Consider the following 20,231-nt stretch of genomic DNA (forward strand, 5'->3'; position numbering starts at 1 on the left):
GGTCTCCCTCGGCTCACCAGTCGCTGCGCGACGAGGAACTCGACATGAACTTCCGTACGATGTAGATCAGTCCACCGACCAGCGCCACGAAGACCAGCACCTTGAAGAGCAGTCCGATCACGAAGCCGACCACGCTCGCTATCAGACCGCCGAACACGACCAGAGCGATGACCGGCACCGCGATCCACTTCACCCACCACGGCAGTCCCGCGAAGATCTCTCGCATCGCCCTCGTCCTTACCTCTCCGCCCGCCGGGTGCCGGGTCGCGTCGATGATGTCCTGCACTCGATGCTAGGGCTGCGGGCGCTCCGGCAGGGGCCTCGGATCCCTTGTCCTCCCCTGACCGTTCCCCTAGGGAACCCCGACAGCGCCCCTCAGCTCTCGGGGGGAGAGAACACCACCAGAACCCGCAGATCCTCGCTGATGTGGTGGAACTTGTGGGCCACCCCGGCCGGCACGTACACGACGCTGCCGCGTGCCACCTGGGTGGTCTCCATGCCGACGGTGATCGCCGCACGGCCGCTGACGACGAAGTACACCTCGTCCTGACCGTGCGGCTGCTGCGGGTCCTGGGCGCCGGCGTCCAGGGCGTAGAGGCCCACCGACATGTTCCGTTCGCGCAGGAACTGCAGGTACGCCCCGTCGTTGGCGGCGCGCTCCGCCTCCAGTTCGTCCAGCCGGAATGCCTTCATCGCCTTGTCCCGCCCCTGCCTCGCTGCCCGCGTCCGATCGTGTCTGCCACGATCAGACACATGATGAATTTCCTAGTCAAGACGATCGCCAACGCGGGCGCCCTGGCGGTAGCGGTGTGGCTGCTCGACGACATCACCCTGACGGGTGACAGCACGGGCAAGGAGATCGGCGCTCTGCTCCTGGTCGCGTTGCTCTTCGGGTTGGTGAACTCCCTGGTCAAGCCGGTGGTGAAGCTGTTGAGTCTCCCCCTGCTCATTCTGACGCTGGGGCTGTTCACCCTGGTGGTGAACGCGCTGATGCTGCTGCTCACCTCCTGGCTCGCCGACCAGCTCGACCTGAGCTTCCACGTGGACGGCTTCTGGACGGCCGTACTGGGCGGCCTGATCATTTCCGTCGTCTCCTGGGCGCTCAGCGTCGTCCTGCCCGACGAGGACTGAGCACGATGACCTACCGCGTCTGCTTCGTCTGCACCGGCAACATCTGCCGTTCCCCGATGGCCGAGTCCGTCTTCCGCGCACGGGTGGCGGAGGCCGGACTCGACGACCTGGTCGAGGTGGACAGCGCCGGCACGGACGGCTGGCACGAGGGCGAGGGTGCCGATCCCCGCACGGTGACCGTGCTGCGGGAGAACGGCTACGGCACCGGCCACACGGCCCGGCGGTTCGACCCGTCCTGGTACGCCCGCCTCGATCTCGTCATCGCCCTCGATTCCGGCCACCTCAGGGAGCTGCGCCGCCTCGCGCCCACGGAGCGGGACGCCGACAAGGTGCGTCTGCTGCGCTCCTACGACCCCGCCGTCGGCGACGATCCCGACGTGCCGGACCCCTACTACGGGGGTGCGGACGGATTCGACGCGTGTCTTGAGATGGTGGAGGCGGCGAGCACCGGGCTGCTCGCCGCAGTGCGTGAACAGGTGGAAGGACGAGCGGCATGAACGATTCGACGACGGGGGCGGGCCGCGGGCCGGCGCTGCCGGACGGGGCGGGCGACGGAACCCGCGCGGTGCGGGCCGGGCTGCCCGAGCCGGTCAAGCACGAGCCGACCCTGCCCGGGCCGGTGTTCGCCGCCCACTTCCACCTGCCGGGCGATCCCACCGGCCCGTACACCTACGGCAGGGACGAGAACCCGACCTGGACGCTGCTGGAACGGGCCATCGGCGAGCTGGAGGCGCCCGGCCGGGACGACGTCGAAGCCCTGGTGTTCGCCTCGGGCATGGCCGCGATCTCCTCGGTGCTCTTCTCCCAGCTGCGCGCCGGGGACGCGGTCGTCCTGCCGAACGACGGCTACCAGGCCCTGCCCCTGGTGCGGGACCAGCTGGAGACGTACGGCATCGAGGTGCGAACCGCGCCGACGGGCGGCGACGCCCAGCTCGGCGTCCTCGACGGCGCGAAGCTGCTGTGGATCGAGACGCCCTCGAATCCGGGGCTCGACGTGTGCGACGTACGACGGCTGGCCGAGGCGGCACACGCGCGCGGTGCCCTGGTCGCCGTCGACAACACCCTCGCGACGCCCCTCGGTCAGCGTCCGCTGGAGCTGGGCGCCGACTTCGCGGTGGCCAGCGGTACCAAGCAGCTCACCGGGCACGGCGACGTGCTCCTGGGGTACGTCACCGGCCGGAACGCCGAGGCCATGGCCGCCGTTCGCCGCTGGCGCAAGATCGTCGGTGCGATTCCGGGGCCCATGGAGGCCTGGCTCGCGCACCGTTCGATCGCCACGCTCCAACTGCGCGTCGACCGGCAGAACGCTACCGCGCTGACGCTCGCCCGGGCACTGCGCGAACGGCCCGAGGTCACGGGACTGCGTTATCCGGGGCTGCCCGACGACCCCTCGCACGAGACCGCCTCGCGGCAGATGCGACGCTACGGATGCGTGGTGTCCTTCACGCTGCCCACACGCGAGCGTGCGGACCGTTTCCTCGACGCACTGCGACTCGTGGACGACGCGACGAGCTTCGGCGGCGTACGGTCCACGGCGGAGCGGCGTGGACGCTGGGGCGGGGACGCGGTGCCGGAGGGCTTCATCCGCTTCTCCGTGGGCGCCGAGGACCCAGAGGACCTGGTCGCGGACGTCCTGCGCGCCCTGGACGAATCAGTCGGCTGACCGGCCGGTCCGGCAGGAGCCCGGCACACTGCGGCGGACGGTCCGAGCCTCCCCCCTCGTGGCTCGGACCGTCCTCGGTTCCACGCGCGAAGAACCGCGTGACCAAGGCTAGTTGACTCACTGTCAGTGTCCAATCACAGTAGCGACAGCGACCTATCGACTTATTTATGGTTGGACATCCGGACCCGGAGCGGGGCCGACGAGGGAGGGTGTGGCGTGGATCTGGCCTTGCTGCGGACCTTCGTGACCGTGCACCGGGCCGGTTCCTTCACCCGTGCCGCCGCCCTGCTCGGCCTCTCCCAGCCGGCCGTCACCTCGCAGATACGGACGCTGGAACGGCAGCTGGGACGGCCCCTGTTCCTTCGGCAGGCGCGTGGTGTGACACCGACGACCATCGGGGACGAGCTCGCCCACAAGGCGGCGCCGCATCTCGATGCCCTGGTGGAGATAGCCGAGTCCGGGCTGGAGGAGGACTCCTCCTTACGGACACTGCATCTGGCCGGCCCTCCGGAGTTCACCGCCGAGCGGGCACTGCCCGCGCTCACGGAGCTGACCGGCGAGGACGGTCAGGGCTTCGCCCTGCGCGCCTCCTTCGGCACTGCCGAGGAAGTCCTGGAGGGACTGGCCGCCGGACATCATGATCTGGCCATCAGCACGGTCCGGCCACGCGGCGCCCTGCTCTCGGCGACTGCGCTCTGCGACGAGGAGCACGTGCTGGTCGCCGCCCCGCGCTGGGCCGAACGCATCGGCTCCGGCACACTCCACCGCACGGGTCCGTCGGTCCTGGAACACATTCCGGTGGTCGAGGTGCACGAGTCGTTGCCCTTCGTCGCCCGCTACTGGGCCTCCGTCTTCGACTCCCGCCCTGTCGCCCCGGGCACCGTCGTCGTCCCGGATCTACGCGCGGTGCTGACCTGCGCCGCCGCGGGAGCGGGACTGGCGGTACTGCCCCGCTACCTCTGCACGAGCGCGCTCCAGCGGGGCGACGTGGTGGCCCTGCACGAACCGACGGTGCCTCCGCTGCGCACGTACTTCCTGGTGGTCCGCACCGGCACGCTGGCGATGCCGCATATCACGCGGGCCCATGAATGGCTGGAACGGGCGGCCGCCGGCTGGTGCTGACCGCCGGGACAGTGCCCCACCACGGGCAGCCGGACGCTGTCTTCCCGCGATGTTTCACGTGGAACCAGCCGGGCCACATTCCCTCCATGACCGTCCGACCCGTGGTCAAGCGCACCGCCCGAGCCGTTCTGCTGGACGGCGAGAACCTGATTCTGATCAAGCGCACCAAACCCGGCGTGGATCCCTACTGGGTCACCCCCGGCGGGGGGGTCGAGCCGGAGGACTCGACCGTCGTGGACGCCCTGCACCGTGAGGTGTACGAGGAGCTCGGCGCGAAGATCACCGATGTGGTGCCCTGTTTCGTCGACACCGTGGAGCACATCGGCGAGGATGGCGGCGCCACCGGCGTGAAGGTACAGCACTTCTTCGCATGCCGCCTGGAATCCATGGACCCGTCCCTGCGCCACGGCCCGGAGGTCGACGAACCCATCGGCGAGTACGAGATCGTCCGCGTGCCGTTCACCCGCGTCGGGATCGCTTCCGTCCACTTGGTGCCACTGTCGCTTCGGCACTATCTGGACGGCAATATCGAGGGCGTACGCGCCATGCACGCCCCCGACCTGGGATGACGCCCGCCCCTTACACGGCCCGTACCAGTTCGTAGGCTTCCCAGAGATCCCGCCCCGTGTAGGAGTGGGTCGCGAGGCCGGTCAGATGCCGGTCCGCGTTGACCGCTACGGAGACCGGCACCACGCCGAACAGGTCCTTGTCCGACATCGAGTCGCCGTAGGCGACGCAGTCCGCGCGGGTCACCCCGAACTCCGCGCACAGGCGGTCGGCGATCCGAACCTTGGCCGCCGCACTGAGGACACCGGCCGGGTCCACGGGCTCCGTGAACGGCACGGCGGGAAAGCGAGAGCCGTACGCCGCGTGCGCACCCCAGTCGGTGAGCCGTTCCACGAAGAAGGACGGGGACAGTGAGACGACGGCGCAGTAGTCACCGTTCCGCGTGAGCTCTGCCCAGACCTCGCGGATACGGGCCAGCCACGGAGCCGCTTCGAACGCTGCCGCCACATGCGCCTCCGTGAGGCCCGCCCAGAGTGTGTACACCTGTGTGGCGTACTCGGGCGGCCCGATGAGGCCGGAGGAGATCGCCCGGTCGAGAGCCACCGTCTCGGCTTCCCGTCCCAGCTGCCGCGAGATCTCCACGGGAGCCGAGCTGCCGTGGAGCAGGGTGCCGTCGAGATCGAAGAGATGGAGCCTCGCCATGAACGAGGAGATTAACGGGCCTTGTTCCCTTCGTCTCCCGGCGGAAGGAGAGGAGCTGTCCATGCACCGTTCTCGCATGTTTCACGTGAAACGTCCCGTGCCCGCGCTCGGCCCAGGCCACGGCATGGCCGAAAGCTCGCGCGAGTCTCCTGAAACGGGTGGACGCCGAAGCCCTCTGTCGGACAGCCTGACCTGCGTGCCGACACCTTCCCTTGCCTCTCTGCCCATCCGCCGTCTGACGCTCCGCGACCTCACCGCCTGCGCCGACTTGTCCGAGGACCGGGGGTGGCCCCGGGAGGAGCACAAGTGGGGACTCCTCCTCACGGCCGGGAAGGGATACGGCATCGACGACCCCGACGGTGGTCTGGTGGCCGCTTGTGTCGTCACCGAGTACGGACCGCGGGAACAGCCCACTCTCGCGGCCGTCGGCATGGTTCTGGTCGCCGAACGGCATGCCCGCAAGGGCGTGGGGCGCCGGTTGATGCGCCACATCGTCGAGGTCTCGGGCACCACACCGCTCACTCTGCACGCGACCCCGTCCGGCCGGCCGCTCTACGAGGAGCTCGGTTTCAAGGTCACCGGTCGGGCCGAGATGCTGCGCGGTCACTTCGTCCCCACGGACGGTCGACCGGAGATCGCCACCCGCGCCGCGACCGCGGAGGACCTTCCGGCGATCCTCCGGTTCGACGAGGAAGTGTTCGGGACGGACCGCACGCACATCGTCACCCGGCTACCCGCCTTCGCCGACCAGTTGCGCGTCGCCGAGGAGGACGGACGACTCATCGGTTACGCGGCCGCCTGGCCCAACATGGACACCCATGTCGTGGGCCCGCTGCTCGCCCGGGACACCGCGACGGCCGAGGCACTTCTCTCATCCCTCGCCGCCCGTACCGACCGGCCCCTGCGCACCGACATCGACGTACGGCACGAGGAGCTGCTGGGCTGGGCGAAGGAACACGGTCTGGCGTCTGTGATGAGCAATGCCGTCATGACCTACGGGACCACGGATCTGCCCGGGGACTGGAGTCGGCGGTTCGCCCCGGTGACGGTCGCGGCGGCCTGACGCCCGGGAACGCGATGACGCCGGTCCCGGACCGCGGGGCCGGCGTCATCGCGTCCGGTGAATGCCGTCATCAGGCGACGGACGCCACGGCGGCCGTCGCGAAGCCGTGGTCCTGCTCCGGGGCGCCACCGCCGACGCCGATCGCGCCGATCAGCCGGCCCTCGCGCCGGACGGGCACGCCCCCGGCGATGAACAGCAGCGGCCGGTCGAGCGCGGTGGGCAGCGTGTGGAAGAGGCCTCCGGGCTGCACGGCGTCCACGAGGTCGGCGGTCGGCGCGTTCAGCTGGAGTGCGGTGTAGGCCTTGCGGGTGCTGGTCTCCCCGGAGATCAGCACGGCGCGGTCGTCCCGGCGGAAGGCGAGCAGGTGCCCGCCCGCGTCGAGGACGGTGACGCTGACCGTGACACCGGCCGCGTCCGCGGCCTGACACACCGCGCTGACCAGGGCTTCGGCGTCCGCGGTGGTGAGCGGGGCGGCAGCGGTGGTGCTCATGAAGGGGTTCTCCTTGTGTGAGGTGAGGTGATGTCCGTCGGTACAAAACCGGCCCCACACCTGCTGGTCCTGTGGATCAGTGGGTGACGGCGGTCCGCCGCTGGATGGGCGCCGAGCCGGCGGCCGGGGCGCCGGGCACGGTGTCGCGGCGCTCGAGAGCGGCCGAGACGAACGCCAGCACCAGGGCGCCCGCGGCGAGAACGGCACCGACCCAGTTGGGTGCGGTGTAACCGAGGCCGGCCCCGATCACGAGGCCGCCGAGCCATGCGGACAGCGCGTTGCCGAGGTTGAAGGCGCCGATGTTCAGGGCCGAGGCCAGGGTGGGGGCACCGTGCGCCTGGTCGAGGACCCGCTTCTGCAGGGGCGGCACCGTGGCGAATCCCAGGGCGCCGATGAGGGCGACGGTGACGGCGGCGGCGATCTTGTCGTGTGCGGTCAGGGTGAAGAGCGCGAGGACAACGGCGAGGGCGCCCAGCGAGAGGTACAGCATGGGCATCAGGGCGCGGTCCGCGTACCTGCCGCCGAAGAGGACCAGCAGCCAGGTCACCGAACCGCCGGCGAACCCGGCGACGTGCGTCATCATCGGCGCGATGTAGGTGATGGCCGCGAAGACGCCGCCGAATCCGAGGACGGTCATCGCCATGGCGAGCAGGACCTGGATGTTCTTCAGGGCGGCCAGTTCGTGACGCAGTCGCACGCCCTCGGCCTTGGGCATGTCGGGGACGAGCCTGGCGATGCCGATCAGTCCGACGACGCCGAGGAGGGCGACGACGATGAAGGTGACCCGCCAGCCGAGGGACTGACCGACGAGCGTGCCCAGCGGAACACCGACGACATTGGCGACGGTCAGTCCGGTGAACATCAGGGCGATGGCTCCGGCCTTCTTGTCCGGGGCGACCAGGTCGGCCGCGACCACCGAGCCGATGCCGAAGAAGGCGCCATGGGCCAGCGAGGCGATCACCCGCCCGGTCAGCATGAGGCCGAAGGAGGGCGCCAGGGCGGACAGCAGGTTCCCCGCGATGAACAGTCCCATCAGCAGCATCAGCATCCGCTTGCGGGTGATCCTGGTGCCGAGCACGGTCATCAGCGGGGCGCCGAACATGACGCCCAGCGCGTAGCCGGTCACCAGATAGCCGGCGGTGGGAATGGAGACACCGAAGTCGTCCGCGACCTCGGGCAGCAAGCCCATGATCACGAACTCCGTGGTTCCGATTCCGAAGGCCCCGATCGCGAGGGCCAGAAGCGCGAGAGGCATGGGGACAGACCTTCCCGGACGATTGCATGAGCGCTTTATGCGTCGAGACAATAATTGCAGACGCCCGATATTTGCAAACGCCGTATATTGCAGGCTTGCCCTACCCTGGAGTCAGCAGCTCCTGGACGGAGGAAACGCCCATGACAGCCACGGATCCCGCGCTCACCGCCCTCGCTCAGGGTTGGTGCGCCCTCTCCCTGCTGCACGGGAGAATCGAGGCCCACGTCGAGCGCGCCCTTCAGGCCCGGCACGACCTGAGCGTGCGGGAGTACTCCCTGCTCGACGTACTGAGCCGACAGCACGACGGCGACGGGGGCCACCTGCAGATGAAGCAGGTCGCCGACGCGGTCGTGCTCAGCCAGAGCGCCACCACGCGCCTGGTCACCCGGCTCGAGGACCGCGGACTGCTGGAGCGCTACCTGTGCCCCACCGACCGTCGGGGCATCTACACCAACGTCACCGAGGCCGGCCTCAAGCTGCTGGACGAGGCACGGCCGACCAACGACACCGCCCTGCGCGAGGCCCTCGACACGGCGGCGGAGAACCCCGACCTCGCCCCCCTGGTCAGGGCCGTGGAAACGCTGAAGGCGCCGGTGCCTGCATAGGGTGCCGGCATGGAAGATCTGGAGATACGGGCCGCGGTCGCCGACGACGTCCCCGCGATCGTCGGCATGCTCGCGGACGACCCCCTGGGCGCGCGGCGTGAATCGCCGGACGACCTCAGTCCGTACCTGGCCGCCCTGGAGCGGCTCGACGCCGACCCGAACCAGCACCTGGTCGTCGCGGTCCGCGAGGACCGCGTCGTCGGCACGCTCCAGCTCACGGTCGTTCCCGGCCTCTCCCGCCGCGGCGCCACCCGGTCGATCATCGAAGCGGTCCGCGTCCACGCTGACGAGCGCGGCAGCGGCCTGGGAAGCCGGCTCGTCGAGTGGGCGATCGACGCCTCCCGCCGCGAAGGCTGCCAACTGGTCCAGCTGACCTCCGACAACACCCGGACGGATGCCCACCGCTTCTACCAGCGCCTCGGCTTCACGGCCTCCCACGTGGGCTTCAAGCTGCCGCTGTGACCAAAGTCCCGGGGCCCTGTCCCACGTGGAACAGGGCCCCGCACATGCCCCTGGACGCTAACCGATACCCCGCCACCCCTCCGGATCCACTCCGCCCGGTACGGGAGCCCTCTCGTCGTACGGCCGACGCGTGAACACGAACGAGCCCAGGTCGAGATGGCTCAGCGACCCGTCCGACCGCCGTACGGGCTTCAGGAGCTCTCCGGCGTAGTAACCCTCCAGGCCCACCCAGACACCGTCCCCCGCCGGGCGGAACCGCGAGCGCCGGCCGTTTCCGGACAACGGCTCCAGCGAAACGAGACCGTCGGCCGAGAGCCGCAGAGCGAACGCGGACGTCCCCCAGTACCACTGACCCACCAGATCCAGCGCCGCCGGATCCGCCTCTCGCAACGGCTGCCAGGGAGCGGGGATGCGCGGTTCCGCATCGGCGACGATCCGGACGAGGTCGGCGGCAACCGTGAAAGGAGCCGGCCCGGACGTGCAGTTGGCCAGGACCACCGCGCTCACGTCGTCCGCCAGGCTGATCGTGAGACAGGCGAGGAAGCCCGGCAGCGAACCCGTGTGCCCGACGAGGGCACGTCCGTGCTGGTGACGGATCTCCATGCCCAGGCAGTACGCGTAGCCGCTCGCCACGTCCGCCGCCTCGGGCGGCGCGGCCGGCGTCCTCATCTCCCGCAACGACTCGGCGCCCAGCACACGTTCGTCGCCCTCGGCCAGGAAGGCGGCGAAGCGGGCCAGATCATCCGCGGTGGACCACAGTTGGCCGGCGGGCGCCATCACCCCGAGGTCCTCCACGGGCTCGGGCAGCATCACATCGGCCCACGGATGCACCGCCCAGCCACCCGCGTACGGCGCTTCCGCGCGCACAGTCGTGCGACGCAGGCCCAGGGGGACGAGCACTTCCCTCCGGAGCACCTCCTCCCACGGGGCGCCGCGCAGCTTCTCGACCAAGGCGCCGAGCAACGCGTATCCGGGGTTCGAGTAGTGGAAGCGCCGGCCGACGGGGTGCACCAGGGGCCGCTCGCCCAGCACGTCGGCGAGACCGGGGCGCAGGGATCCGGGGGTCCGCTCCCACCATGGCCCGGGGGTCTCGGCGGCCAGCCCGCCGCTGTGTGCGAGCAGTTCGGCGACGGTCGCCCCGCCCACGCCCGTCCCCGGCAGGTGCTTCTCCAGCGGGTCGGCGAGATCGAGCGCTCCCTCGTCGCGCAACCGGAGCACCAGAACGGCCGTGAAGGTCTTGGTGATCGAACCGATCCGGTACTGCACCCGCTCGTCCGGAGCGTGTCCTTCCACCGATGTACGCGCCCCCGTCCACACGGCCTTTCCGCCCCGTACGACGGCCGCGACGAGCGACGGCGCGCGTCCTTCGCTCTGGGCGACGGCGATCCTGTGCAGCAACGCCCGTCGCGTACCGGGCAGCAGTTCTTCCTGATGAGGTGTCGTCATGCCCTCAGTTCAGCAGGATCGGATCAGGTCTGTGCCATGTCCACGAAGCGGGAGTAGTGACCCTGGAAGGCGACCGTGATCGTGGCCGTCGGACCGTTTCGGTGCTTCGCCACGATCAGGTCCGCCTCGCCCGCACGCGGGGACTCCTTCTCGTAGGCGTCCTCGCGGTGCAGCAGGATGACCATGTCGGCGTCCTGCTCGATGGAGCCGGACTCACGCAGGTCGGAGACCATCGGCTTCTTGTCGGTGCGCTGCTCGGGACCGCGGTTGAGCTGGGAGAGCGCGATGACCGGGATCTCCAGCTCCTTGGCGAGCAGCTTGAGGTTACGGGACATGTCCGAGACCTCCTGCTGCCGGCTCTCGGCGCGTTTGGAACCGCCGGACTGCATCAGCTGGAGGTAGTCGATGACGACCAGCTTCAGGTCGTTGCGCTGCTTCAGGCGGCGGCACTTGGCTCGGATCTCCATCATCGACAGGTTCGGGGAGTCGTCGATGTAGAGCGGTGCCGCCGAGACGTCCGGCATCCGGCGGGCCAGGCGGGTCCAGTCCTCGTCGGTCATCGTGCCGGAGCGCATGTGGTGCAGGGCGACCCGGGCCTCGGCGGACAGCAGGCGCATCGCGATCTCGTTGCGCCCCATCTCGAGCGAGAAGATGACGCTCGGCAGGTTGTTCTTGATGGACGCCGCCCGCGCGAAGTCCAGAGCGAGCGTCGACTTGCCCATCGCGGGGCGCGCGGCGATGACGATCATCTGCCCCGGGTGCAGGCCGTTGGTGAGCGAGTCGAAGTCGGTGAACCCGGTGGGCACCCCGGTCATCTCACCGCTGCGCGACCCGATCGCCTCGATCTCGTCGAGCGCGCCCTCCATGATGTCGCCGAGCGGCAGGTAGTCCTCGCTGGTGCGCTGCTCGGTGACCGCGTAGATCTCCGCCTGCGCGCGGTTGACGATCTCGTCGACGTCGTCGTCGGCCGCGTACCCCATCTGCGTGATGCGCGTGCCCGCCTCGACCAGGCGGCGCAGCACGGCGCGCTCGTGCACGATCTCGGCGTAGTAGGCCGCGTTGGCCGCCGTGGGGACCGTCTGGACGAGGGTGTGCAGATACGAGGCCCCGCCGACCTTGTTGATCTCGCCGCGCTTGGTCAGCTCCGCGGCGATGGTGATGGGGTCGGCCGGCTCGCCCTTGGCGTAGACGTCGAGGATGGCCGTGTAGATGGTCTCGTGGGCCGGCTTGTAGAAGTCGTGTCCCTTGAGGATCTCGACGACGTCGGCGATGGCGTCCTTGGACAGCAGCATGCCGCCCAGCACGGACTGCTCGGCCTCGAGGTCCTGTGGCGGCACCCTCTCGAACGCGGAACCTCCGCCGTCCCACGCGTCGTCGTCCCGGCCACGGTCGTGTTGCTCGCCGCGCCCCCTGCCCCCGTCCCCACGGCGACGGGAGGCGGGCAGACGATCACTGGGTCCGCTCTCGGCCCACGGGTCGTCCAAGGGCTCGGAAATGCTCACCGAGCCACCTCCTCCCGTCCGCCGGAACGGACCTCGCCGTGCCTCTTTGTTCTACGGCACGGCACTGACAAATTAAGAGGCCCAACTCCAGTTGTCACACGCCGGATTTGTGGCGTTTCTGAAACCGGTGGACGGAGCGAGCGCCGGACCACCGTAGGCCCGTCGGCAGCGTCAGCCAATCTGGTTATCCACAGGGCATGTGGACGACTGGCCCAATGCTGTGGAGAACTCCGCGAAACCTGTGCACGAGCCAGTGGACAGCCCTGTGAACAAGCCCGCACCCTTGACATCAGCAAGTCTCTGACCTGCAGCTTCATCGTCCACCGGCTGTGCAGAAGAAAAAGTTGCCCAGTCGGATCAAGATCGGTTCATGAGGTGTACGCAAGCCCACACCCAGAGCCACAGAGTAAGGGTCTACAAAGCTTTGCATCTCTTACCTGTGGACGATTAGATTGGTGCACATGACACAGGCCCCCGCGCGGCCCGGAGCCGCTCGACGGCGGCATGACCGCGAGATCGTCATGCTGGCAGTCCCCGCCTTCGGTGCCCTCGTAGCCGAGCCGCTCTTCGTCATGGCGGACAGCGCCATCGTCGGCCATCTGGGCACGGCACAACTCGCCGGTCTCGGCGTCGCCTCGGCCCTCCTGATGACCGCCGTGAGCGTCTTCGTCTTCCTCGCCTACGCCACCACAGCCGCCGTCGCCCGGCGCGTCGGAGCCGGAGACCTCCCGTCGGCCATCCGCCAGGGCATGGACGGAATCTGGCTGGCACTGCTCCTCGGCGCCACCGTCATGGCCGTCGTCCTGCCCACGGCGCCCGCCCTCGTGGACCTCTTCGGTGCCTCCGACACAGCGGCCCCCTACGCGACCACCTATCTGCGGATCTCCACCCTCGGCATACCGGCCATGCTGGTCGTGCTCGCCGCGACCGGTGTCCTCCGCGGACTGCAGGACACCAGGACACCGCTCTACGTCGCCATCGCCGGCTTCATCGCCAACGGTGTGCTCAATGTCGTGCTGGTCTACGGCGCCGGTCTCGGCATCGCGGGCTCCGCCTGGGGCACCGTCATCGCACAATGCGGCATGGCCGCGGTCTATCTCGTCGTGGTACTGCGCGGGGCGCGCAGGCACGGGGCGTCACTGCGCCCAAACGCCGCCGGCATCAGGGCCTCCGCTCAGGCGGGCGTTCCCCTGCTGGTCCGGACCCTCTCGCTTCGGGCGATCCTGATGATCACGACAGCCGTCGCCGCCCGTCTCGGCGACTCCGACATCGCGGCCCACCAGATCATCCTCTCCCTGTGGAGCCTGCTCGCCTTCGCGCTGGACGCCATCGCCATCGCCGGTCAAGCCATCATCGGACGTTATCTGGGTGCCGGCGACGAGCGGGGTGCCCGTGAGGCATGCCGCCGCATGGTCGAGTGGGGCATCGCGGTCGGTGCCGTCCTCGGCGTCCTGGTGGTCCTCGCCCGGCCGGTGTTCCTTCCCCTGTTCACCAGTGACTCCACGGTCACGGACGCCGCCCTTCCCGCCCTGGTGCTCGTGGCGCTGTCCCAGCCGATCTGCGGCATCGTCTTCGTCCTGGACGGGGTCCTGATGGGCGCGGGCGACGGAGCGTACCTGGCCTGGGCAATGCTGCTGACTCTCGCGGTGTTCACTCCCGCCGCCCTGCTGGTTCCCGCACTCGGGGGCGGGCTCACCGCGCTGTGGGCCACGATGACCCTCATGATGACCGTGCGGATGCTGACTCTGTGGGTCCGCGCCCGCTCCGGTCGCTGGATCGTCACGGGCGCCGCGCGCTGACCGTTTCATGTGAGACACGGCGATGGGGGCCGCCCCCCGAAGGGTGCGGCCCCCATGCTCACTGCTTCAGCGAGCGCGGCACTCAGCCGGCGACGACCTCGATGTCGACCTTGGCGGCCACCTCGGGGTGCAGACGCACGGACGTCTCGTGAGCGCCCAGCGTCTTGATCGGCGAGCCCAGCTCAATGCGGCGCTTGTCGACCTCGGGGCCACCGGCGGCCTTGATCGCCGAAGCGATGTCGGCCGGGGTGACGGAACCGAAGAGACGACCGGCGTCGCCGGAGCGGACGGCCAGACGGACCTTGACACCCTCGAGCTGGGCCTTCACCTGGTTGGCCTGCTCGATGGTCTGGATCTCGTGGATCTTGCGAGCACGACGGATCTGCTCGACGTCCTTCTCGCCGCCCTTGGTCCAGCGGATCGCGAGCTTCCGCGGAACCAGGTAGTTGCGAGCGTAGCCGTCCTTGACGTCGACGACGTCGCCCGCGGCACCGAGGCCGGAGACCTCGTGGGTGAGGATGATCTTCATGAGTCGGTCACCCTTCCCTTATCGCGCGGTGGAGGTGTAGGGCAGCAGCGCCATCTCACGGCTGTTCTTGACAGCCGTGGCGACGTCACGCTGGTGCTGCGTGCAGTTGCCGGTCACGCGGCGGGCACGGATCTTGCCGCGGTCGGAAATGAACTTCCGCAGCATGTTCGTGTCCTTGTAGTCCACGTACGTGACCTTGTCCTTGCAGAATGCGCAGACCTTCTTCTTAGGCTTGCGCACAGGCGGCTTCGCCATGATGTTTCTCCTGTGTGATCAAGAAGTGTGGGTACGGCCCCGTCTAGAAGGGGGGCTCGTCCGAGTAGCCACCGCCGCTGCCGCCGGAGCCACCGCCCCAGCCGCCGCCACTCTGCTGGCCACCAGCGGGAGCGCCGGTCGCCCACGGGTCGTCGGCGGGAGCGCCGCCGCCCTGCTGGCCACCGCCGGGGCCGCCGCCCCAGCCGCCGCCACCCTGGCCGCCCTGGCCACCGCCGCCGTAGCCGCCCTGGCCACCGCGACCGGTGGTCTTGGTGACCTTGGCCGTGGCGTTGCGCAGGCTGGCGCCGACTTCCTCGACGTCCAGCTCGTAGACCGTGCGCTTGACGCCCTCACGGTCCTCGTAGGACCGCTGCTTCAGTCGGCCCTGCACGATGACGCGCATGCCTCGCTGGAGCGACTCGGCGACGTTCTCCGCCGCCTGGCGCCAGACCGAGCAGGTCAGGAACAGGCTTTCGCCGTCCTTCCACTCGTTCGTCTGACGGTCGAAGGTGCGGGGGGTCGACGCGACGCGGAACTTCGCGACGGCCGCACCGGACGGGGTGAAGCGCAGCTCGGGGTCGTCGACAAGATTGCCGACGACCGTGATGACGGTCTCGCCTGCCATGGGGAACCTCTCGGCGGGTTTGCTGCTGGCTGCTTGTGCTGCTACTCGAGTCCCGGGAACAGCTGAGCGGAAGAGCTCAGTGGGTCTCGGGGCGGAGGACCTTGGTCCGGAGGACCGACTCGTTCAGGTTCATCTGGCGGTCGAGCTCCTTGACGACCGCAGGCTCGGCCTGCAGGTCGATGACCGAGTAGATGCCCTCGGGCTTCTTCTTGATCTCGTACGAGAGACGACGACGGCCCCAGGTGTCGACCTTCTCGACCTTTCCGCCGCCGTCACGGACGACGGAAAGGAAGTTCTCGATCAGCGGGGAGACAGCGCGCTCCTCGGTGTCGGGGTCGAGGATGACCATCACCTCGTAGTGACGCATGTGGAACCCACCTCCTTTGGACTCAGCGGCCACGGTCGTTCCGTGGCAGGAGGGTCGTGATGCGTTGCTGCAACGATGCCTGTCAGTAAAACAGCCGCCACTGACAATCAAGGCCGGGCGGCGATCTCCCAGGCCGACCGGGACGGACCGCAGCCCTTCCTCGACTCGCCTGGCTCTGTCCGGACAGACACCGGTGCAGACGGTACAGAGTACCCGCACAGCGGCTTCCGGTTGAAATCCGGCCGCGGGGACGGTCAATCTGTACACATCGGGTGTGTACGGCGCTACGATCCGCCGCCTTTCGCAGGAGGTGCCCCATGGCACAGGCATTGCGACCCAACACCGCCGGAGGCCTTTTCGCCACGGACGGCAAACCCCACCCGCTCCAGGACGCCCTGCTGGCGGTGACCCTGGTGCTGGGCATCACGTCCTTCGTCACGGCGATGTTCCACCATCTGCACCTGCTCAGTTCCTGGACCGGTCTGGTGGGAATCCTCACCGGCGCGTACGGCCAGTGGATCTCGGTGACGACCCGCGAGCGCTTCGGCCTCGTCCTGGGCCTCGGTGCCTCGGCGGTCGGGTTCTTCCTGGGCATGGCGCACGGAGGTCTCTTCGGCGGGCTCTTCGACTGACGTCGAGCTCCCCCCTCTCTCGAACATCGTCGAACGCCCCGGCCGGCGCCAGGCCGGGGCGAAGGTCCGGTGCGCCCAACCGGGGCGCCCCCGAGGCGCAGTAGGCTTCGCGCGAGAGCCGGAGCCCCTGAACCCATGGGGACACACCAGCCCGAGGAGCGCCCCGAATGAGCCTGACCCTGAGGACCATCAGTCGAGAGCAGCATCTGGCCTACATCCAGAGCCTGCCGTCGGCGAGCCACATGCAGGTCCCGGCCTGGGCTGATGTCAAGGCGGAATGGCGCTCGGAGAACCTCGGCTGGTTCGACGACCGGACCGGCGAGATGGTCGGCGCCGGGCTCGTCCTCTACCGGCAGCTGCCCAAGATCAAGCGCTACCTCGCCTACCTGCCCGAGGGACCGGTCATCAACTGGTTCGCGCCGAACCTCCAGGAGTGGATCGAGCCGATGCTCGCCCACCTGAAGCAGCAGGGCGCGTTCTCGGTGAAGATGGGCCCGCCGGTGATCATCCGGCGTTGGGAGGCCCCGACCATCAAGAGGGGAATCCAGGACCAGGACGTGAAGCGCCTGCGCGACCTGGAGGCCGACTTCATCGAGCCCCGCGCCTTCGAGGTCGCCGACAAGCTGCGCCGCATGGGCTGGCAGCAGGGCGAGGACGGCGGCGCCGGCTTCGGCGACGTCCAGCCCCGCTACGTCTACCAGGTGCCGCTGGCCAACCGCGCTCTGGAAGACGTCCACAAGAACTTCAACCAGCTGTGGCGCCGCAACATCAAAAAGGCGGAGAAGGCCGGCGTCGAAGTCGTCCAGGGCGGCTACAACGATCTGCCCGAATGGCAGCGGCTGTACGAGATCACGGCCGTGCGCGACCGTTTCCGGCCCCGCCCGCTGTCGTACTTCCAGCGCATGTGGACGGCCCTCAACACCGAGGACCCCAACCGCATGCGGCTGTACTTCGCCCGGCACAACGGCGTGAACCTGTCCGCGGCGACGATGCTGATCGTCGGCGGACACGTCTGGTACTCCTACGGCGCCTCCGACAACATCGGCCGCGAGGTCCGGCCCTCGAACGCGATGCAGTGGCGGATGCTGCGCGACGCCTACGCGCTCGGCGCGACCGTCTACGACCTGCGCGGCATCTCCGACTCCCTGGACGAGAGCGACCACCTCTTCGGTCTGATCCAGTTCAAGGTGGGCACCGGTGGCCAGGCCGCCGAGTACCTCGGTGAGTGGGACTTCCCGCTGAACAAGCTGCTCCACAAGGCGCTCGACATCTACATGTCGCGCCGCTGAACCCCACTTCGCCGCTCCGGCGGCTCCCGTCGTTCCCATACCTCTGATACACCGCAGCCACGAGAAAGGTTCCAGGTCCGGCCATGGCGCTCACGCTCTACGTCGACACCGCGCGCTGGCGGGCGCATCACAAGCACGTGCAGGAGCAGTTCCCGGGACTGGTGCCCGTCTGCAAGGGCAACGGCTACGGCTTCGGTCACGAGCGACTGGCCGAGGAGGCCACCCGGCTGGGCTCGGACGTCCTCGCGGTCGGCACTACGTACGAGGCCGCCCGGATCAAGGACTGGTTCGGCGGTGACCTGCTGGTGCTGACGCCGTACCGGCGCGGCGAGGAGCCGGTGCCGCTGCCCGACCGGGTCATCCGCTCGGTGTCGTCCGTCGACGGCGTGTACGGACTGGTGGGCGCCCGGGTGGTCATCGAGGTGATGTCCTCGATGAAGCGGCACGGCATCAGCGAGCAGGACCTGCCTCAGCTGCACTCGGCGATAGAGAACGTCCGCCTGGAGGGCTTCGCCATCCACCTGCCGCTGGACCGCACCGACGGCTCGGACGCCGTCGAGGAGGTCATCGGCTGGATGGACCGTCTGCGGGCGGCCCGCCTCCCGCTGCACACGATGTTCGTGAGCCACCTCAAGGCCGACGAGCTCGCCCGGCTGCAGCAGCAGTTCCCGCAGACCCGTTTCCGCGCCCGGATCGGCACCCGGCTCTGGCTGGGGGACCACGAGGCCACCGAGTACCGGGGCGCGGTCCTGGACGTCACGCGCGTCGCCAAGGGGGACAGGTTCGGCTACCGGCAGCAGAAGGCCGCCTCCGACGGCTATCTGGTGGTCGTGGCGGGCGGTACGTCGCACGGGGTGGGTCTGGAGGCTCCCAAGGCCCTGCACGGCGTCATGCCGCGCGCCAAGGGCGTGGCCCGCGCCGGCCTCGCCACGGTCAACCGGAATCTTTCACCGTTCGTCTGGGGCGGCAAGCAGCGCTGGTTCGCCGAGCCGCCGCACATGCAGGTGTCGATCCTGTTCGTGCCCGCGGACGCGCCGGAACCGAAGGTGGGCGAGGAACTGGTGGCTCATCTCCGGCACACCACCACGCAGTTCGACCGGCTCCTCGACCGCTGACAGCGAGAAGGCCGTACACGGTTCTCCCGTGTACGGCCGTTTCTGTGCCCTGAGCGGACGCCATCCCCGGGGGTGTTCGCTCAGAGCGAACCCCCGGTGGCTTCCGTCCTGCCCCATTCGACCGAGGTCCCCTCGAAGTGAACCGCGTGCTGCGCGGGGCGGGCCGCGGGACCGAGCACGAACACGTCCTCCGCTCCGTCCAGCACCCCGCCCGAGGGGTCGTCGTCACCGGACCGGCGCACCGGGTCCCGCTCCGGCATCAGGATGTCGCGCAGAACCATGGCACACAGATAGAGCGTTCCCAGCAGGTGCGCCCCGATCGCCCAGTGATAGCCGTCGACGGGCAGTCCCTTGTGGGCGTCCCCGCTGGTCGTGTAGGCGAGGTACATCCAGATGCCCAGGAAGTACGCCACCTCGAAGGCCTGCCAGACGAGGAAGTCCCGCCACTTCGGCCGGGCGAGGGCCGCCAGCGGCACCAGCCACAGGACGTACTGCGGCGAGTAGACCTTGTTGGTGAGGATGAACGCCGCGACGATCAGGAAGGCGAGCTGGGCGAAACGCGGCCGGCGGGGAGCCGTGAGCGTGAGCGCCGCGACGCCCACGCAGCACAGCAGCATCAGCACCGTGGCGAGCGTGTTGACCGTGTCGGTGCTCAACGGGTCGTCCGAGTTCTGCGCCAGGATCAGCCAGAAGGATCCGAAGTCGACGCCCCTCTCCTGGCTGAACGTGTAGAACTTCGACCAGCCGTCGAACGCGAAGAGCATCACAGGCCCGTTCACCACGAGCCAGGCGACGGCCGCACCGCCGAGGGCCGTGCCGTACTCCCGCCACCGTCCCGCGCGCCAGCACAGCACCAGCAGTGGCCCGAGCAGCAGCACGGGATAGAGCTTGGCGGCCGTGGCGAGCCCGAGGAGGACGCCGAAGGCGAGAGAACGCCCCCGCGACCACATCAGCATCGCGGCGGCCGTCAGAGCGACCGCCAGCAGGTCCCAGTTGATGGTCGCGGTCAGCGCGAAGGCCGGCGCCAGCGCGACCAGCAGACCGTCCCAGGGCCGCCGCGCGTGCGTACGGGTCACGCAGACGACGATGACGGCCGCGCACGCCATGAGCATCCCGGCGTTGACCATCCAGTACCACTGCTCCTGGTCCTGGATACTGCCGCTTCCGGGGGTGAGCCAGGCGGCGACCTCCATGAACAGGCCGGTCAGCACCGGGTACTCGAGGTACTCCATGTCCCCGGGGAGCCTGTCGAAATACGGCACCAGCCCGTCGGCGAAGCCGCGCCCCTGGTAGAGGTGCGGGATGTCCGAGTAGCACGCGTGCGTGTACTGGGAGCCGGCACCGAAGAACCAGGCGCCGTTGTAGCAGGGTGCCTTCTGCACCAGGCCGAGGGCGAACATGCCGATCGCCACGAGCGCGATCACCCGCACCGGGGACCACCAGGAGGTCCCGGTCAGCGCACGCCGCCCGAGCGGACCGCCGATCAGCTCGCTGCCGGCCGCGGCGACCCGGTCCTCCTCGGTCGGCCGCACCGGTTCCGGCTCGTGGACGCTCGCTTGCGTCGATTCTCCACTGGGCATGCCGCACATCCTGCCGTACGGAGCAGGGGACACACCGAGGGCCGCCGTACCCGGAGGTACGGCGGCCCATGTTTCACGTGAAACGCCCAAGC

The 20,231-nt window shown here is 69.2% G+C and carries 24 protein-coding genes; 12 read left to right on the top strand and 12 right to left on the bottom strand.

Going from position 1 to position 20,231, the window contains the following annotated elements:
- Positions 1-13: 13 nt before the first annotated feature.
- Positions 14-226: a DUF5326 family protein gene (locus ACZ8ZB_RS16730; RefSeq protein ID WP_470738507.1), complete on the bottom strand. Its 213-nt coding sequence runs from the start codon at positions 224-226 to the stop codon at positions 14-16.
- Between the two features lie 149 nt (positions 227-375).
- Positions 376-693 (bottom strand): cupin domain-containing protein, encoded by a 318-nt coding sequence (locus ACZ8ZB_RS16735; protein WP_030820180.1) that lies wholly within the window; start codon positions 691-693, stop codon positions 376-378.
- A gap of 60 nt (positions 694-753) precedes the next feature.
- Between ACZ8ZB_RS16735 and ACZ8ZB_RS16740 the strand changes: the two genes are divergently transcribed.
- The 5 genes from ACZ8ZB_RS16740 to ACZ8ZB_RS16760 all read left to right on the top strand — a co-directional run bounded on the left by ACZ8ZB_RS16740 (position 754) and on the right by ACZ8ZB_RS16760 (position 4,485).
- Positions 754-1,131, top strand: coding sequence for a phage holin family protein (locus ACZ8ZB_RS16740; protein ID WP_470738508.1), 378 nt, complete (start codon positions 754-756; stop codon positions 1,129-1,131).
- Between the two features lie 5 nt (positions 1,132-1,136).
- Positions 1,137-1,628: a low molecular weight protein-tyrosine-phosphatase gene (locus ACZ8ZB_RS16745; protein WP_470738509.1), complete on the top strand. Its 492-nt coding sequence runs from the start codon at positions 1,137-1,139 to the stop codon at positions 1,626-1,628.
- Positions 1,625-2,794, top strand: a complete 1,170-nt coding sequence (locus ACZ8ZB_RS16750) for a cystathionine gamma-lyase (protein ID WP_470738510.1) — start codon at positions 1,625-1,627, stop codon at positions 2,792-2,794. The genes ACZ8ZB_RS16745 and ACZ8ZB_RS16750 overlap by 4 nt, the downstream gene beginning before the upstream one ends.
- Before the next feature lie 216 nt (positions 2,795-3,010).
- A complete protein-coding gene (locus ACZ8ZB_RS16755; RefSeq protein WP_470738511.1) occupies positions 3,011-3,916 on the top strand; it encodes a LysR family transcriptional regulator in 906 nt (301 codons plus the stop codon).
- A gap of 86 nt (positions 3,917-4,002) precedes the next feature.
- Positions 4,003-4,485: an NUDIX domain-containing protein gene (locus tag ACZ8ZB_RS16760; RefSeq protein ID WP_470738512.1), complete on the top strand. Its 483-nt coding sequence runs from the start codon at positions 4,003-4,005 to the stop codon at positions 4,483-4,485.
- A 10-nt stretch (positions 4,486-4,495) separates the two neighbouring features.
- On the opposite strand, the gene ACZ8ZB_RS16765 is transcribed toward ACZ8ZB_RS16760, so the two are convergent.
- Entirely contained in the window at positions 4,496-5,125 is a 630-nt protein-coding gene (locus ACZ8ZB_RS16765; protein ID WP_470738513.1) for an HAD family hydrolase, read from the bottom strand.
- 196 nt (positions 5,126-5,321) lie between these two features.
- On the opposite strand from ACZ8ZB_RS16765, the gene ACZ8ZB_RS16770 reads away from it, so the two are divergent.
- Positions 5,322-6,188 (top strand): GNAT family N-acetyltransferase, encoded by an 867-nt coding sequence (locus ACZ8ZB_RS16770; RefSeq protein WP_470738514.1) that lies wholly within the window; start codon positions 5,322-5,324, stop codon positions 6,186-6,188.
- Positions 6,189-6,258: 70 nt separating this feature from the next.
- On the opposite strand, the gene ACZ8ZB_RS16775 is transcribed toward ACZ8ZB_RS16770, so the two are convergent.
- Complete coding sequence (locus ACZ8ZB_RS16775) at positions 6,259-6,678, bottom strand: GlcG/HbpS family heme-binding protein (RefSeq protein ID WP_470738515.1); 420 nt, start codon at positions 6,676-6,678, stop codon at positions 6,259-6,261.
- Positions 6,679-6,754: 76 nt separating this feature from the next.
- On the bottom strand, positions 6,755-7,933 hold the full coding sequence (locus ACZ8ZB_RS16780; protein ID WP_470738516.1) for an MFS transporter: 1,179 nt from the start codon (positions 7,931-7,933) through the stop codon (positions 6,755-6,757).
- Between the two features lie 140 nt (positions 7,934-8,073).
- On the opposite strand from ACZ8ZB_RS16780, the gene ACZ8ZB_RS16785 reads away from it, so the two are divergent.
- A complete protein-coding gene (locus tag ACZ8ZB_RS16785; protein ID WP_470738517.1) occupies positions 8,074-8,538 on the top strand; it encodes a MarR family winged helix-turn-helix transcriptional regulator in 465 nt (154 codons plus the stop codon).
- 9 nt (positions 8,539-8,547) lie between these two features.
- The gene (locus tag ACZ8ZB_RS16790; protein ID WP_470738518.1) at positions 8,548-9,000 is read left to right on the top strand and encodes a GNAT family N-acetyltransferase; all 453 of its coding nucleotides are present in this window, start codon (positions 8,548-8,550) and stop codon (positions 8,998-9,000) included.
- Between the two features lie 57 nt (positions 9,001-9,057).
- Here ACZ8ZB_RS16790 and ACZ8ZB_RS16795 read toward each other — a convergent pair whose 3' ends face one another.
- Together ACZ8ZB_RS16795 and dnaB are read right to left on the bottom strand one after the other, a co-directional pair.
- Positions 9,058-10,446 (bottom strand): serine hydrolase domain-containing protein, encoded by a 1,389-nt coding sequence (locus ACZ8ZB_RS16795; RefSeq protein WP_470738519.1) that lies wholly within the window; start codon positions 10,444-10,446, stop codon positions 9,058-9,060.
- Positions 10,447-10,469: 23 nt separating this feature from the next.
- A complete protein-coding gene (gene dnaB / locus ACZ8ZB_RS16800; protein WP_470738520.1) occupies positions 10,470-11,948 on the bottom strand; it encodes a replicative DNA helicase in 1,479 nt (492 codons plus the stop codon).
- A 461-nt stretch (positions 11,949-12,409) separates the two neighbouring features.
- Here dnaB and ACZ8ZB_RS16805 point away from each other — a divergent pair, with 461 nt between their 5' ends.
- Positions 12,410-13,747, top strand: coding sequence for an MATE family efflux transporter (locus ACZ8ZB_RS16805; RefSeq protein ID WP_470738521.1), 1,338 nt, complete (start codon positions 12,410-12,412; stop codon positions 13,745-13,747).
- An 82-nt stretch (positions 13,748-13,829) separates the two neighbouring features.
- Here ACZ8ZB_RS16805 and rplI read toward each other — a convergent pair whose 3' ends face one another.
- The 4 genes from rplI to rpsF all read right to left on the bottom strand — a co-directional run bounded on the left by rplI (position 13,830) and on the right by rpsF (position 15,523).
- Positions 13,830-14,276, bottom strand: coding sequence for a 50S ribosomal protein L9 (rplI, locus tag ACZ8ZB_RS16810; protein WP_030820148.1), 447 nt, complete (start codon positions 14,274-14,276; stop codon positions 13,830-13,832).
- 18 nt (positions 14,277-14,294) lie between these two features.
- Positions 14,295-14,531, bottom strand: a complete 237-nt coding sequence (gene rpsR / locus ACZ8ZB_RS16815) for a 30S ribosomal protein S18 (protein ID WP_003949403.1) — start codon at positions 14,529-14,531, stop codon at positions 14,295-14,297.
- A 43-nt stretch (positions 14,532-14,574) separates the two neighbouring features.
- Positions 14,575-15,156, bottom strand: coding sequence for a single-stranded DNA-binding protein (locus ACZ8ZB_RS16820; protein WP_470738522.1), 582 nt, complete (start codon positions 15,154-15,156; stop codon positions 14,575-14,577).
- Positions 15,157-15,232: 76 nt separating this feature from the next.
- Positions 15,233-15,523, bottom strand: a complete 291-nt coding sequence (rpsF, locus tag ACZ8ZB_RS16825; protein ID WP_004929252.1) for a 30S ribosomal protein S6 — start codon at positions 15,521-15,523, stop codon at positions 15,233-15,235.
- Positions 15,524-15,840: 317 nt separating this feature from the next.
- Here rpsF and ACZ8ZB_RS16830 point away from each other — a divergent pair, with 317 nt between their 5' ends.
- The 3 genes from ACZ8ZB_RS16830 to ACZ8ZB_RS16840 all read left to right on the top strand — a co-directional run bounded on the left by ACZ8ZB_RS16830 (position 15,841) and on the right by ACZ8ZB_RS16840 (position 18,559).
- Positions 15,841-16,155 (top strand): hypothetical protein, encoded by a 315-nt coding sequence (locus ACZ8ZB_RS16830; RefSeq protein WP_381228308.1) that lies wholly within the window; start codon positions 15,841-15,843, stop codon positions 16,153-16,155.
- A gap of 167 nt (positions 16,156-16,322) precedes the next feature.
- Positions 16,323-17,444: a peptidoglycan bridge formation glycyltransferase FemX gene (femX, locus tag ACZ8ZB_RS16835; protein WP_470738523.1), complete on the top strand. Its 1,122-nt coding sequence runs from the start codon at positions 16,323-16,325 to the stop codon at positions 17,442-17,444.
- A gap of 83 nt (positions 17,445-17,527) precedes the next feature.
- Positions 17,528-18,559 carry an alanine racemase gene (locus tag ACZ8ZB_RS16840; RefSeq protein WP_381228304.1) on the top strand — a complete coding sequence of 344 codons (1,032 nt, stop codon included), beginning with the start codon at positions 17,528-17,530 and terminating at the stop codon, positions 18,557-18,559.
- Positions 18,560-18,639: 80 nt separating this feature from the next.
- On the opposite strand, the gene ACZ8ZB_RS16845 is transcribed toward ACZ8ZB_RS16840, so the two are convergent.
- A complete protein-coding gene (locus tag ACZ8ZB_RS16845; RefSeq protein WP_470741508.1) occupies positions 18,640-20,148 on the bottom strand; it encodes a glycosyltransferase family 87 protein in 1,509 nt (502 codons plus the stop codon).
- Positions 20,149-20,231 lie beyond the last annotated feature (83 nt).

The sequence above is a fragment of the Streptomyces sp. 12E genome (assembly GCF_055633275.1).